Below are 13,064 nucleotides of genomic sequence, written 5' to 3' on the forward strand. Positions count from 1 at the left end.
TGTAAGTTTGATTACCCGACAACTCGATGGGCAAGCGATGAGAGCGAGGACCTGGATGACGGTGTGCGGACTTTGCCTGGCCTCGGCGCAGGCGCAGGAACTTGAAACGCGCAAGGATGATGCGAAGCCGCCGCCGCTGAGCCTGCGCCTGAGCGACGAGGTGATCAGCAAGGCGGTGCGCGAGACCCTGGCCGAGAGCAAGGGCAATTCCGGGCTGCAGTCGGGAAAAGCGCTCAGCGGCGATGCCTACCAGAAGTTCGAAAAGGGATTCTCGGAAGCCGAAAAGCCGGGCTGCCTGGGGCCGGACGCGCTGAAATTCCAGCCCGCCGGCACGGTGGTCAAGACGCCTTTCGGCGCCTTCAACGTCGGCCTCGGCGGCATCTTCGCCCTGCCCTTCTGGGCCGCCGCCGTGGTGCGCGGCAAGTGTAATTGAGGCCGGATCGGGAATCGTGGATAATGTCGCACCATGAACGATACTACCCAACTCCCTCCCCTGCCCGACCGCCTGTCCATCGACCCGAAGAGCCCGCACCACGATGCGGAAGTCTTCAAGCACCCGGTCGGCATCCGTTTCAACGGCAAGGACCGCACCGACGTCGAGGAATACTGCATCAGCGAAGGCTGGATCAGGGTCGCTGCCGGCAAGGTCCTGGACCGCAAGGGCCGTCCGATGCTGATCAAGCTGAAGGGCACCGTCGAGCCGTACTACGCGGACTGATCCCCTTACCTTTCACAAATGCAACGGCCGCCGGAGTCATCCGGCGGCCGTTTTCGTTTGCGGCACCGGACGGCTCAGCGGTGCAGCTCGCCCGAGCGTTCCGGCTGGTACAGCAGTTCCAGCGCGGTCAGCTTGAACAGTTCGCCGCCCGGGCGCGCCCACTCGATCGTATCGCCCACCGCCAGGCCGAGCAGTGCGCTGCCGATCGGCGACATCACCGACAGGCGGTCGCTGCCGAAGGCCACGTCTTTCGGGTAGACCAGGGTCATGCAGAATTCCTGGGGCGGATGGTCGACCGCAAAGCGCACCGTCGAATTCATCGTCACCACATTGGACGGCACCTCGTCCGGATCGACGACGTCCGCCCGGCCCAGTTCGTCGAGCAGGTTGTACTCGCGATCGCCGGGAATGACCGGCATGTCGTCGAACAGCGCTTCAAGGCGCGCCATGTCGAGGGTGGATACGGTGATGTTCGGTCTCATGTTCAACTCCTGTAAAAATAGACCAGCAAGACGGATTGGCCAGCGCCTGTCGGCGGCGGCCGGGTGTGTCGTTGGAACAGGCTCGGAAGGACGGCCGCGCGGGCGGTCGGGTCCTACCGAGCCCAGGAGGGCCGGGCGAGATCTCGCGGGAAAAACCGCGCGTGCGGCAGCCGTACTCCCTCGTGCAGGGACGCACGTTGACAGCAGGCATGAACGGCGGGGTGAGACATGGGCGGTGACGAACGATGTTAGTGATACCAGTATAGCCGTGTTGGACGATTGTTGCGACCTTCAGGCGGCGCGTGCGGATGCGGCGCCGGCGAACTGCGCCAGCAAGGCATCCAGGGCGCGCCGGTACTGCTCGCGCAGGGCTGCCGATTGCTGCGAATCGGCGTGAAAAGCGCCGAGCGCCAGGCCGCTGCCGTGGGCATGGTCGACCAGGATGTCGCGCCACAGGATATGTTCCGGGCTCAAGGGCTCCAGCAGCGCCTCCAGGCGCTCGGTGATCCGCTGCGCCGCCCCCGCCATTGCCGCCGGCTCGGCAAAGATCGCGAGGGTCAGCTGGGGGTGCCTGCCGACGGCGTCGTGGTAGCGGATCAGCAGCTCGCGGACGGCATCGATGGCGTCTGCCGGACTGTCGGCATCGATCGGCACCGCGCCGTACACCTTGTCGGCAAGCAGCCGCAGCAGGCCGGCGCGGTCCTCGACGTGATGGTAGAGGCTCATCGGCGTCAGGCTCATCTGCGCAGCGAGGGCCCGCATGCTCAGCCCCCGGCCGCCGTCCTGTGCCAGCAGGACCAGGGCGGCATTGAGGATGGCGTCGAGGGTGACGCCCTGCCCGCGCGTGGGACGGCCGCGCGGACGGTTCATGCGAGCACGCGCCAGGTCGACTGCACCAGGCCGGACGGGAAGCTGCGGCTGGCAACCAGGGCCAGGTCCTTGTCCTCCGGAAGCGCGCCGAACAGCGGACGGCCGGCGCCGATCAGTACCGGCACGGTGGTGACGACCATGTCCGCGATCAGCCCTTCGCGCAGGAAGGACTGCACCACCTGTCCGCCATCCACGTAGACCTTGCGCGCGCCCTGGCGCTCCAGCTCCTGCATCGCCTCGCGTGGAGCGAGGTCCGTGAAGCGCACTTTTCCCCGCAGGCGCTCAGGCACCGGGCTGCCTTGTAATTGCTTCGACAGCACCACCACCGGGCGGTCGTAATGCCATTCGCCGAATTCCACCACTTTTTCATAGGTGCCACGGCCCATCACGATGGCGTCCTTGTCGGCGATGAAGGCCTTGTAGCCGTGGTCCTCGTCTGGATCGTCGCGCTGCAGCAGCCAGCCGATGTCGCCGTCCGGGCGGGCGATGTAGCCGTCGAGGCTGGTGGCGATGAATACGTGTCCTGTGATCATGTCTGCTCCGTTTTATTTATACACCGTATATTTTAACCGCAGGACGAAAAAAAGCGAGCCCGCAGGCTCGCTTCTCGTGTTCGAGAAACCGGACCACCCTCACTTCTTCAGTACGACGATCCCGGCCTGGTGCTTCGAGAACAGCACGACCAGCATGCCGATCAAGGTCCGCATGCCCGGCAATTTCATGAGCTTGCCGAGAAGGCCGCGGCCCGACTGCCGGTACAGTGAAATGTACAGATAAGAAGCGTGTGCGTGCACGCTGAAGCGGCGGAACCCGACCTTTTTACCTGCTCGAATGATCTTGGCCGGGTGCATGTCGCGTTCGGTGACGCCGAATTTCTCCATGACTTCCGCCGAGCGGCGTTCATGGCCCAATCCGGGCTCCGAGGTAATGCAGATGCCGCCCGGCTTCAGCGCGCGATAAGCGCTTTCGAGCGCGGCGACTTCGTCGACCGCATGGTGCAGGCAATCGAAAAACACGACGATGTCGAATTCCTCCCTGAATGCCAGCGATTCATAATCCCCGACCACGAATTCGAGATTCCCGATGCCGTTTTCCTGTTTCATGCGGCGGCCGGCCTCGATCGCTTCCGGCACCAGGTCCTGGCCGACCACTTCATAACCTCGTTTGGCGAACAGGATGCTGGTCCAGCCGGTGCCGCAGCCCATGTCGAGCAGACGTCCACCTTCCGGCATCAGGCCGAGCATGGCGCCCAGTTCCATCAGGTACAAACCGCATTGGGCATCCGACCATGGCTTCAGGATGGCGTGCCGCATATTCGCTTCGCCGATATTCTTGAAGTAATCGTGTTCGCCTTGTGTCGCCATATTCTTTTTTAAAATAAAACGGGCCTCATCATACCAAACAACAGAAACAAGAAAGCCAGCCCGCTGAACTAAAGCCCAAAAGTTGGACTCCAACTTTTTGGTTTTTTTCATGGCGAAGTACGATGAGCGGTTCAAGCCTTGGTTCAAGCCCGGCAGCAGAAAACACCGCCGAAAAACGAAAGACAAGACCGCACGTCAATCATAAAACCGTGCAGCGATTGATGACGGTGTTGGGACGACCGGTTGAATCCGCCCGATACCGAATGCCGGCCTATCAGCGTATTCTCCGGGAACACGGCCTTGCCCAGAGCATGCCACGCAAGGTAATAGCCTCGACAACGCGGCAATGGAAAGCTTCTTTGCCGTGCTCAGGCCCGAGTGCTTCTACCTGAACAAATTCTCCAGCGTCGATTCCCTGCAGGCAGAACTGTCCCACATCCACTATTACAATCACGACCGTATCAAGTTCAAACAAAAAGGCCCGAGTCCTGTGCAATACAGGACTCGGGCCTTGGTCACCTGGCAAACCAACCGTCCAACTTTACGGCGTCAGTTCACGCAGGCTCGCTTTTTGACGACGACTGACGCAAATTAACGCTTGTCGATGCTCGGCACGTCGCGGCGCGGCGAGCCGACGAACAGCTGGCGCGGACGGCCGATCTTCTGTTCCGGGTCGGCGATCATCTCGTTCCACTGGGCGATCCAGCCGATGGTACGGGCCATCGCGAAGATACCGGTGAACAGCGAGACCGGGATGCCCAGGGCCGACTGCACGATACCCGAGTAGAAGTCGACGTTCGGGTACAGCTTGCGCGACACGAAGTATTCGTCGTTCAGGGCGATCTTTTCCAGTTCCATTGCCAGCTTGAACAGCGGGTCGTCCTGCAGGCCCAGTTCGTTCAGCACTTCGTGGCAGGTTTCACGCATCAGCTTGGCGCGCGGGTCGAAGTTCTTGTACACGCGGTGACCGAAGCCCATCAGCTTGACGCCCGAGTTCTTGTCCTTGACCTTCTCGATGAAGGCCGGGATGTTCTCGACGCTGCCGATTTCCTTCAGCATGTTCAGGGCGGCTTCGTTGGCGCCGCCGTGTGCCGGGCCCCACAGGCAGGCGATGCCGGCTGCGATACAGGCGAACGGGTTGGCGCCCGACGAACCGGCCAGGCGGACGGTCGAGGTCGAAGCGTTCTGCTCGTGGTCGGCGTGCAGGATCAGGATGCGGTCCAGGGCGCGCACCAGCACGTCGTTGACCTTGTACTCTTCGCACGGGTTGGCGAACATCATGTGCATGAAGTTCGCGCTGTACGACAGGTCGTTGCGCGGGTACATGAACGGCTGGCCGATCGAGTACTTGTATGCCATGGCGACCAGGGTCGGCAGCTTGGCGATCAGGCGGATTGCCGAGATCTCGCGCTGCTCCGGATCGTTGATGTCCAGCGAGTCGTGGTAGAACGACGCCAGTGCACCGACGGTACCGACCAGCACCGACATCGGGTGCGCATCGCGGCGGAAGCCACGGAAGAAGAAGTTCATCTGCTCGTGGACCATGGTGTGCTTGGTCACGGTGTCGACGAACTTTTCCTTTTCAACCTTGTTCGGCAGTTCGCCGTTCAGCAGCAGGTAGCAGGATTCCAGGAAGTCGCAATTGACGGCCAGTTGCTCGATCGGGTAGCCGCGGTACAGCAGCTCGCCCTTGTCACCGTCGATGTAGGTGATGCTCGAGTTGCACGATGCCGTCGACATGAAGCCGGGGTCGTAGGTGAACTTGCCGGTCTGGCCGTACAGCTTGCGGATGTCGATGACGTCCGGGCCGATGGTGCCTTTGTAGATCGGCATGTCTACCGACGGGCTGCCATCCGAGAACGACAGGGTGGCTTTGGTATCAGAGATGTTCATGGCACTTCCTTCTGTGGGAGGTGATATACAAAAAAACGAAACCAGGTTTCGTTACGCTTGCCGCAACCGCGCCACCAGGGCACGTACATGCGGCAGGTCGACCTCGCCCGCGGGCTCGGCGCGTCCCAACAGCAGGTCCATCAGCGGATTGTCCGCCAGGTCCAGCAAGCGGGTCAGCGCATCGACCTCTTCGTCCGTCAATTCCTCTTCGTGCGCATCCAGGAAGCGCGTGAGGATCAGGTCGTTTTCGAGCAGGCCCCGGCGGGCGCGCCAGCGCAGGCGCGCTCGGTTGGCGGGGTCGGATTGATGCGTTTTCACACTAGAGTCCGTTGTTCGGTCAACACTATACTCCGGCTGCCGTTTCGCGGCAGTACGGTAGTTTTACTATATTTATGACGGTGTTCGCGCGGGGCACGGGTGCCCACGACCCACGCGACAAATCGCAGCTTAGATCGCGCGGCGGACCAGCAATTCCTTGATCTTGCCGATCGCCTTGTTCGGGTTCAGACCCTTCGGGCAGACGTCCGTGCAGTTCATGATCGAGTGGCAGCGGAACAGGCGGTACGGGTCTTCCAGGTTGTCCAGGCGCTCGTTGGTCGCTTCGTCGCGCGAGTCGGCGATGAAGCGATAGGCCTGCAGCAGGCCGGCCGGGCCGACGAACTTGTCCGGGTTCCACCAGAACGACGGGCAGGAGGTCGAGCAGCAGGCGCACAGGATGCACTCGTACACGCCGTCCAGCTCTTCACGCTCTTCCGGCGACTGCAGACGCTCTTTCTCCGGCGGGATCGAGTCGTTGATCAGGAACGGCTTGATCGAGTGGTACTGCTTGAAGAAGTTGGTCATGTCGACGATCAGGTCGCGCACGACCGGCAGACCCGGCAGCGGACGCAGCACGATCGGCTGGGTCAGTTCGTTCAGGTTGGTGGTGCAGGCCAGACCGTTCTTGCCGTTGATGTTCATCGCGTCCGAACCGCACACGCCTTCGCGGCAGGAGCGGCGCAGGGCCAGCGAGTCGTCGACGTCGGACTTGATGCGCTGCAGTGCGTCGAGCAGCATCTTGTCGGTGTCTTTCAGCTCGACGGTGATGTCTTGCATGTAGGGCTTCGTATCCTTGTCCGGATCGTAGCGGTAGATCTTCAGTTGGACTGTGCGTGCCATGTTTTACCTAAATTCTTAGAAAGTACGTGGTTTCGGTTTGAAGGTATCGACCGTCAGCGGCTTCTGGATCACCGGCTTGTATTCCAGGCGGTTTCCTTCCGAGAAGAACAGGGTGTGCTTCATCCAGTTCTCGTCGTCGCGGTGCTCGAAGTCGCTGTGGGCGTGGGCGCCGCGCGATTCCTTGCGGGCCGCTGCCGAGACCATGGTCGCCTTCGCCACTTCGATCAGGTTGTCCAGCTCCATCGCTTCGATACGGGCGGTGTTGAACACCTTCGACTTGTCCTTGAACGAGATGTGCTTGCGGCGCTCGTCCAGCTTCATGATTTCCTTCACGCCTTCGTCCATCAGCGCCTGGGTACGGAACACGCCGCAGAACTTCTGCATGGTGGCGCGGATGGCGTTGGCGACGTCCTGCACCTTCTCGCCGCCGGTCGAGTTCTCGAGGCGGTTCAGGCGGTCCAGCGCGTAGTCGGCGGCATCCTTCGGCAGCGCGCGGTTGCCCTGCGCCTTCAGGTTCTGGGCGACGATGTGGTTGCCGGCCGCGCGGCCGAACACCACCAGGTCGAGCAGCGAATTCGTACCAAGGCGATTCGCGCCGTGCACCGAGACGCAGGCGCATTCGCCGATCGCGTACAGGCCGTTGACGATCTTCTGGCCGCCGGTGCCGTCGGGGGCAACCACTTGGCCGTGGATGTTGGTCGGGATGCCGCCCATCTGGTAGTGGATGGTCGGGACGACCGGGATCGGTTCCTTGGTCGCATCGACGTTGGCGAACTTGTGGCCGATTTCCAGGATCGACGGCAGGCGCTTGCGGATGGTGTCCGCGCCGATGTGGCGCAGGTCCAGCAGCACGTGGTCCTTGTTCGGGCCGACGCCGCGGCCTTCCTTGATCTCCTGGTCCATCGAGCGCGAGACGAAGTCGCGCGGCGCCAGGTCCTTCAGGGTCGGCGCGTAGCGCTCCATGAAGCGTTCGCCGTTCGAGTTGATCAGGATACCGCCCTCGCCGCGCACGCCCTCGGTGATCAGCACGCCCGCGCCGGCCACGCCGGTCGGGTGGAACTGCCAGAACTCCATGTCCTGCAGCGGCAGGCCGGCGCGTGCCGCCATGCCCAGGCCGTCGCCGGTGTTGATGAAGGCGTTGGTCGACGCCGCGAAGATACGGCCGGCGCCGCCGGTGGCGAACACGGTGGTCTTCGCCTGCAGCATCATGACCTCGCCGGTCTCCATTTCCAGCGCCACCACGCCCAGCACGTCGCCGTCGGCGTTGCGGACCAGGTCCATCGCCTGCCACTCGACGAAGAAGTGGGTGCGCGAACGGACGTTACGCTGGTACAGGGTGTGCAGCAGCGCGTGGCCGGTACGGTCGGCGGCCGCGCAGGCGCGCTGCACCGGCTTCTCGCCGAAGTTGGCGGTGTGGCCGCCGAACGGACGCTGGTAGATGGTGCCGTCCGGGTTGCGGTCGAACGGCATGCCGAAGTGTTCGAGCTCGTACACGACCTTCGGTGCTTCGCGGCACATGAATTCGATCGCATCCTGGTCGCCCAGGTAGTCGCCGCCCTTGACGGTGTCGAACATGTGCCAGAACCAGTCGTCCTCGCTCATGTTGCCGAGCGAAGCACCGATGCCGCCCTGGGCCGCCACGGTGTGCGAACGGGTCGGGAAGACTTTCGACAGCACGGCGACGTTCAGGCCGGCTTCCGACATTTGCAGGGCGGCGCGCAGGCCGGAACCGCCGGCGCCGACGATCACGACGTCGAAGTGGCGGGTGGGAATTGAAGAATTAAATGCTGCCACGATTAAACGCTCCAGAGAATTTGCACAGTCCAGGCGGCGCAGGCAAGCAGCCAGAACACCGTGAGGGTCTGCAGGGTCAGGCGGATACCGACCGGTTTGACGTAGTCCATCCAGATGTCACGGATGCCGACCCATGCGTGGTAGAACAGGCCGAAGAGGGTAACCATGGTGAAGAGCTTGAACCACTGGCGCGAGAACAGCCCGGCCCAGCCTTCATAGGTGAAATTCTGGCCGGTCAGGAAGGAGACCAGCAGGACGACGGTAAACACCGCCATCAGGATCGCGGTCAGGCGCTGGGCCAGCCAGTCGCGCATGCCGTAGTGGGCGCCGACGACCAGGCGGCGCTGTCCGATATTCTTGTTAGTATGGGATTGCATGATTAAAACACTCCGAACAGTTTGAGGGCGACCAGCAGGGTCAAGACCAGGCTGACGACCAGCACCCAGCGTGCGGTCTTCTGGGAAGCGTCCTTGTCCAGGGCCATGTGGTTGTCCATGAACAGGTGGCGCACGCCCGCGCAGAAGTGGTGCAGGTAAGCCCACGACAGGCCGAGGATGATGATCTTGGTGAACGGATGGCTGACAACGCCGGCAAAGTGCGCGAACGAGATTTCCGAACGCAGGCTTTCCTGGAACAGCCAGAGCAGGAACGGCAGGAAAAGGAACAGGCCGGCGCCGCTCACGCGGTGCAGAATCGACACGATCGCCGACGGCGGCTGTTTGTAATACCCCCGGTAAGTAATATCGCCAAAGTCGACATTACGAATTACCGGTCGGCCCTTCTTTTGAGCCTCTCTCACGGCTTCGGACATTGCAACACCTCCCTCAAATACTGAAATTTATCGAACCCATTGCATCGATTTTGCGACCTGCTCGGAACCGTTTCCGACTCCGGGGGAACGTCGACCGGGCCTCGTCTTCGCTTTCCCAAAACCAACTCATTTTACTCGCTCAAAGCGATTCCTGCACCAGCATAGAGCGGGCACAAAAACTTATCAGGACAATTCGTTTTGGTAATGATGCTGCGCGGTCAAATACAGTCCGCGACGCAACTCCACCGCCTTGTCTCCATAGGTGAACGAGAGCCTGTCGGCGCACAGCAGAGGCGTTCCCTCCGGCACTTTCAGGTACTCGGCCGCACCGGCGTCGGCCGCCACCGCGCGGATCTTTTCCGTCGCGCGGATCATGCGGGTGCCGAACTCCGATTCGAACAGGCCATACATCGGCCCCTTGTATTCCGCCAGGCGCTCCGCCGTCAGCCCCTTGAACAATTGCCCCGGCAGCCACAGCTCTTCCAGGATCGTCGGCACGCCCTCGAACGACATGATGCGCTTGATATAGACGACCGCGTCGCCGGATTTCAGGTCGAGCAGGCGCGCCACCTCGGCCGCGGCGCGGATGCGCTTGACTTCGAGGTACTGGTGGTCGGGATGCTGGGTCACGCCCTCGTCGGGCACGAGCTTGAGGAAACGGAAGTGCGCGCGCGCCTCGTTGTGCGTGGCGACGAAGGTTCCCTTGCCCTGGCGCCGCACGACCAGGTTCTCGGCCGCGAGCTCGTCGATCGCCTTGCGGACCGTGCCCTGGCTGACCTTGTAGCGGCCGGCCAGCTCGACTTCGCTGGGAATCAGTTCGCCCGGTTTCCATTCGCCGGATTGCAGGCTCTGGGTGATCAGGGCCTTGATCTGTTGATACAGCGGGGAAAAGGTAGGGGACGTGCCGGTCTGGGACATGCCCGATCCGGAGGTGCCTCCGGCGCTACCCGCAGCGCTGCTGCTGGCGGCTCCATTGCTGTTCGGATTGGACGGTGCTTGGTTCATAGTCTGCGATTTTTTCACAAAACCCCCTCTGCGTCCAGTGTGGAAAGACGCAGATTATGTGTCTTATATAAGACATATGATATGAATTGACAGATGGAATATCGGAGGACTACACTCGCGGTCGACTGGACGTGGGCGCACCCTCTCCCGGCAACGCGCCTCATGCCCGAATCGCGGGTGAGCTTTGGTATGATTGCAGTTTTCCCAAACTGGCGTATCCTCGGCGTCGCCCGCTCATTTGTCAGTTCTTTATCCCACTTTTGGAGATTCATCATGGCTAAAACCCCAATGCGCGTCGCCGTTACCGGCGCGGCCGGCCAGATCGGCTATTCCCTGCTGTTCCGCATCGCCAACGGCGACATGCTGGGCAAGGACCAGCCGGTCATCCTGCAGCTGCTCGAAATCGACAACGAGAAGGCACAGAAGGCGCTGAAGGGCGTCATGATGGAAATCGACGACTGCGCATTCCCGCTGCTGGCCGGCATGACCGCCCATAGCGACCCGATGACCGCATTCAAGGACGCCGACGTGGCCCTGCTGGTCGGCGCCCGTCCGCGCGGCCCGGGCATGGAGCGCAAGGACCTGCTGGAAGCCAACGCCCAGATCTTCACCGTGCAGGGCAAGGCGCTGGACGCCGTCGCTTCGCGCAACGTGAAAGTGCTGGTGGTCGGCAACCCGGCCAACACCAACGCCTACATCGCCATGAAGTCGGCCCCGAACCTGCCGGCCAAGAACTTCACCGCCATGCTGCGCCTGGACCACAACCGCGCCCTGTCGCAGGTCGCCGCCAAGATCGGCAAGCCGGTCGGTTCGATCGAGAAGATGGTCGTGTGGGGCAACCACTCGCCGACCATGTACGCCGACTACCGCTTCGCCACCGCCGACGGCCAGTCGGTCAAGGACCTGATCAACGACGACGTCTGGAACCGCGACACCTTCCTGCCGACCGTCGGCAAGCGCGGCGCAGCGATCATCGACGCCCGCGGCGCCTCGTCGGCTGCTTCGGCCGCCAACGCAGCGATCGACCACGTGCGTGACTGGGTCCTGGGCACCAACGGCAAGTGGACCACCATGGGCATCCCGTCGGACGGTTCCTACGGCATCCCGGAAGGCACCATGTTCGGCTTCCCGGTGACCACCGAAAACGGCGAGTACAAGATCGTGCAAGGCCTGGCAATCGACCAGTTCTCGCAAGAGCGCATCAACAACACGCTGAACGAACTGAACGAAGAGAAAGCCGGCGTGGCGCACCTGCTGGGCCAGTAAGCACCACCACCACGTCGTCCCCGCGCAGGCGGGGACCCAGGTTTGGTGGCGTTTCGTCAGCTCACGCAAACCTGGGTTCCCGCCTTCGCGGGAACGACGGTATTAACACTCATCCGAACATGCATCCTTCCAAGGTTTTATTCCAGGGCCAACGCCAGCCGCTGCTGCTACCTGCCTGCGACCACTACGCCGGCAGCGAAAAGCTGATGCGCAAATCGATGGCCCTGCAACAAGAGCTTGGCCCGGTATTCGACATCACCTTCGATTGCGAGGACGGCGCCAGCGCCGGCCGCGAACGCGAACACGCGGAACTGGTGGCGAGCCTGCTGAACGACGAGGGCAACCGCTTCGGGCGGATCGGCGCGCGCCTGCACGACGCCGGCTCGCCGCACTTCGCCCAGGACGTCGAGACCATCGTCGGCGCGGCGGCGCAGAAACTGGCCTATGTGGTCCTGCCCAAGCCGAACGGCGTGGCCGACGTGCTGCGCGCGCAACAGATCGTCAACGCGGCGGCGGAGAAGGCCGGACGTCCCGCATCCGCCAAACCCGTGCCGCTGCACGTGCTGATCGAGACCCACGGCGCCCTGCACGAGGCCTGGCAGATCGCCGCCCTGCCCCAGGTCGAATGCCTCTCGTTCGGCATCATGGATTTCGTTTCCTCGCATTACGGCGCGATTCCGGCCGCCGCCATGCGCACTCCGGGGCAATTTACGCACCCACTCGTAGTACGGGCGAAGCTGGAGATGGTTGCGGCATGTCATGCGTATGACAAGGTCCCCTCCCATAATGTGACGACCGATATCAAGGACAGCGCGGTTGTCGCCAACGACGCCACCCGTGCCGCCGGCGAGTTCGGGTTCACGCGGATGTGGAGCATCCACCCTGACCAGATCAAGCCGATCGTCAAGGCCTTCACCCCGCGCTTGTCCGAAGTGAACGAGGCAACCAACATCCTGCTCGAAGCAATGGCGGCGGATTGGGGGCCGATCGCCCAGCATGGACGCTTGCACGACCGCGCCAGCTACCGATATTATTGGACGGTGTTGCAGCGCGCGAAGCTGGCCGGCCTTGCGCTGCCAGATGCCGCGGCGGCAATCGTCAATCAACCGGAATCCATCTGATGGCCATCACTCTGAATCAAACGCTCGCCGCCTGCGCTCTCTCGCTGGCGGCCGCCGGCCTTTGCGCGCCGGCATTTGCCGCATCCAACGTCCACGAAACCCACCCGAAGGCGACCCAGGTCCTGAAGGAAAAGGCCAAGGCCAAGGCCAAGAAAGCCAAGAAGGAAGAAAAGCAGGAGGTCGCCGACGACCCGGAGCCGGACATCACCGATACCGTCGTCACCGACTATGCCTGCGAGCTGAACAACAAGATCACCATCTATACCAACGACAAGGATAGTGGCCACATCGCACTGCGCTGGAAGAACCGCCTGCACCGCCTCGAGCGCGTGGGCACCACCACCGGCGCGCTGCGTTTCGAGAACACGAAGTTCGGCCTGGTCTGGATCGGCATCCCGAGCAAGGGCATCCTGCTCGACTCGAAGCAGAACCGCCAGCTGGCCAACGAATGCAAGAACGCCGAACAGGCCAAGCCGCTGGTGGCGGCCGCACCTGTCACGGCGAAGAGCTGATTTCCCGTCGTCCCCGCGCAGGCGGGGATCCAAGACGGCTGGATAACAAGTAGTCCCTAACGAAGGAGAG

General features: G+C 62.5%; 16 protein-coding genes and 1 pseudogene. 6 read left to right on the plus strand and 11 right to left on the minus strand.

Annotated features, from left to right (window positions below; all coding sequences use genetic code 11):
* Nucleotides 1–37 precede the first annotated feature (37 nt).
* Both AB4Z32_RS11315 and AB4Z32_RS11320 read left to right on the plus strand, forming a co-directional pair.
* The gene (locus AB4Z32_RS11315) at nucleotides 38–433 is read left to right on the plus strand and encodes a hypothetical protein (RefSeq protein WP_442121938.1); all 396 of its coding nucleotides are present in this window, start codon (nucleotides 38–40) and stop codon (nucleotides 431–433) included.
* Between the two features lie 33 nt (nucleotides 434–466).
* Nucleotides 467–718, plus strand: coding sequence for a DUF3297 family protein (locus tag AB4Z32_RS11320; RefSeq protein WP_442121939.1), 252 nt, complete (start codon nucleotides 467–469; stop codon nucleotides 716–718).
* Nucleotides 719–792: 74 nt separating this feature from the next.
* Here AB4Z32_RS11320 and rnk read toward each other — a convergent pair whose 3' ends face one another.
* The 4 genes from rnk to AB4Z32_RS11340 form a co-directional block, all read right to left on the minus strand.
* Nucleotides 793–1,200, minus strand: coding sequence for a nucleoside diphosphate kinase regulator (rnk, locus tag AB4Z32_RS11325; RefSeq protein ID WP_442121940.1), 408 nt, complete (start codon nucleotides 1,198–1,200; stop codon nucleotides 793–795).
* A 291-nt stretch (nucleotides 1,201–1,491) separates the two neighbouring features.
* Nucleotides 1,492–2,070 carry a TetR/AcrR family transcriptional regulator gene (locus AB4Z32_RS11330; protein WP_442121941.1) on the minus strand — a complete coding sequence of 193 codons (579 nt, stop codon included), beginning with the start codon at nucleotides 2,068–2,070 and terminating at the stop codon, nucleotides 1,492–1,494.
* Nucleotides 2,067–2,603 carry a dihydrofolate reductase family protein gene (locus AB4Z32_RS11335; protein ID WP_442121942.1) on the minus strand — a complete coding sequence of 179 codons (537 nt, stop codon included), beginning with the start codon at nucleotides 2,601–2,603 and terminating at the stop codon, nucleotides 2,067–2,069. The genes AB4Z32_RS11330 and AB4Z32_RS11335 overlap by 4 nt, the downstream gene beginning before the upstream one ends.
* Before the next feature lie 99 nt (nucleotides 2,604–2,702).
* Nucleotides 2,703–3,545, minus strand: coding sequence for a class I SAM-dependent methyltransferase (locus AB4Z32_RS11340; protein ID WP_442121943.1), 843 nt, complete (start codon nucleotides 3,543–3,545; stop codon nucleotides 2,703–2,705).
* A gap of 143 nt (nucleotides 3,546–3,688) precedes the next feature.
* Here AB4Z32_RS11340 and AB4Z32_RS11345 point away from each other — a divergent pair.
* Nucleotides 3,689–3,948, plus strand: a pseudogene (locus AB4Z32_RS11345) (IS3 family transposase); the annotation flags it as partial.
* A 77-nt stretch (nucleotides 3,949–4,025) separates the two neighbouring features.
* Here the strand turns inward: AB4Z32_RS11345 and gltA are convergent.
* The 7 genes from gltA to AB4Z32_RS11380 form a co-directional block, all read right to left on the minus strand.
* The gene (gene gltA / locus AB4Z32_RS11350; RefSeq protein ID WP_442121944.1) at nucleotides 4,026–5,327 is read right to left on the minus strand and encodes a citrate synthase; all 1,302 of its coding nucleotides are present in this window, start codon (nucleotides 5,325–5,327) and stop codon (nucleotides 4,026–4,028) included.
* Between the two features lie 51 nt (nucleotides 5,328–5,378).
* Nucleotides 5,379–5,645: an FAD assembly factor SdhE gene (locus AB4Z32_RS11355; RefSeq protein ID WP_442121945.1), complete on the minus strand. Its 267-nt coding sequence runs from the start codon at nucleotides 5,643–5,645 to the stop codon at nucleotides 5,379–5,381.
* Nucleotides 5,646–5,774: 129 nt separating this feature from the next.
* Nucleotides 5,775–6,485: a succinate dehydrogenase iron-sulfur subunit gene (locus AB4Z32_RS11360; RefSeq protein ID WP_442121946.1), complete on the minus strand. Its 711-nt coding sequence runs from the start codon at nucleotides 6,483–6,485 to the stop codon at nucleotides 5,775–5,777.
* A gap of 15 nt (nucleotides 6,486–6,500) precedes the next feature.
* The gene (gene sdhA, locus AB4Z32_RS11365) at nucleotides 6,501–8,279 is read right to left on the minus strand and encodes a succinate dehydrogenase flavoprotein subunit (protein ID WP_442121947.1); all 1,779 of its coding nucleotides are present in this window, start codon (nucleotides 8,277–8,279) and stop codon (nucleotides 6,501–6,503) included.
* A 2-nt stretch (nucleotides 8,280–8,281) separates the two neighbouring features.
* Nucleotides 8,282–8,656, minus strand: a complete 375-nt coding sequence (gene sdhD, locus AB4Z32_RS11370; protein WP_442121948.1) for a succinate dehydrogenase, hydrophobic membrane anchor protein — start codon at nucleotides 8,654–8,656, stop codon at nucleotides 8,282–8,284.
* 2 nt (nucleotides 8,657–8,658) lie between these two features.
* Nucleotides 8,659–9,090 (minus strand): succinate dehydrogenase, cytochrome b556 subunit, encoded by a 432-nt coding sequence (gene sdhC / locus AB4Z32_RS11375; RefSeq protein ID WP_442121949.1) that lies wholly within the window; start codon nucleotides 9,088–9,090, stop codon nucleotides 8,659–8,661.
* Between the two features lie 183 nt (nucleotides 9,091–9,273).
* Nucleotides 9,274–10,095, minus strand: a complete 822-nt coding sequence (locus AB4Z32_RS11380; protein ID WP_442121950.1) for a GntR family transcriptional regulator — start codon at nucleotides 10,093–10,095, stop codon at nucleotides 9,274–9,276.
* A 273-nt stretch (nucleotides 10,096–10,368) separates the two neighbouring features.
* Here AB4Z32_RS11380 and AB4Z32_RS11385 point away from each other — a divergent pair, with 273 nt between their 5' ends.
* The 3 genes from AB4Z32_RS11385 to AB4Z32_RS11395 all read left to right on the plus strand — a co-directional run bounded on the left by AB4Z32_RS11385 (nucleotide 10,369) and on the right by AB4Z32_RS11395 (nucleotide 12,994).
* Nucleotides 10,369–11,361, plus strand: coding sequence for a malate dehydrogenase (locus AB4Z32_RS11385; RefSeq protein ID WP_442121951.1), 993 nt, complete (start codon nucleotides 10,369–10,371; stop codon nucleotides 11,359–11,361).
* A 119-nt stretch (nucleotides 11,362–11,480) separates the two neighbouring features.
* Nucleotides 11,481–12,482: an HpcH/HpaI aldolase/citrate lyase family protein gene (locus tag AB4Z32_RS11390; protein ID WP_442121952.1), complete on the plus strand. Its 1,002-nt coding sequence runs from the start codon at nucleotides 11,481–11,483 to the stop codon at nucleotides 12,480–12,482.
* Entirely contained in the window at nucleotides 12,482–12,994 is a 513-nt protein-coding gene (locus AB4Z32_RS11395) for a hypothetical protein (RefSeq protein WP_442121953.1), read from the plus strand. The genes AB4Z32_RS11390 and AB4Z32_RS11395 overlap by 1 nt, the downstream gene beginning before the upstream one ends.
* Nucleotides 12,995–13,064 lie beyond the last annotated feature (70 nt).

Origin of the sequence: Massilia sp. 2TAF26 (assembly GCF_052115005.1) — a bacterium.
In the GTDB taxonomy this organism is placed as follows: Bacteria; Pseudomonadota; Gammaproteobacteria; order Burkholderiales; family Burkholderiaceae_D; genus Telluria.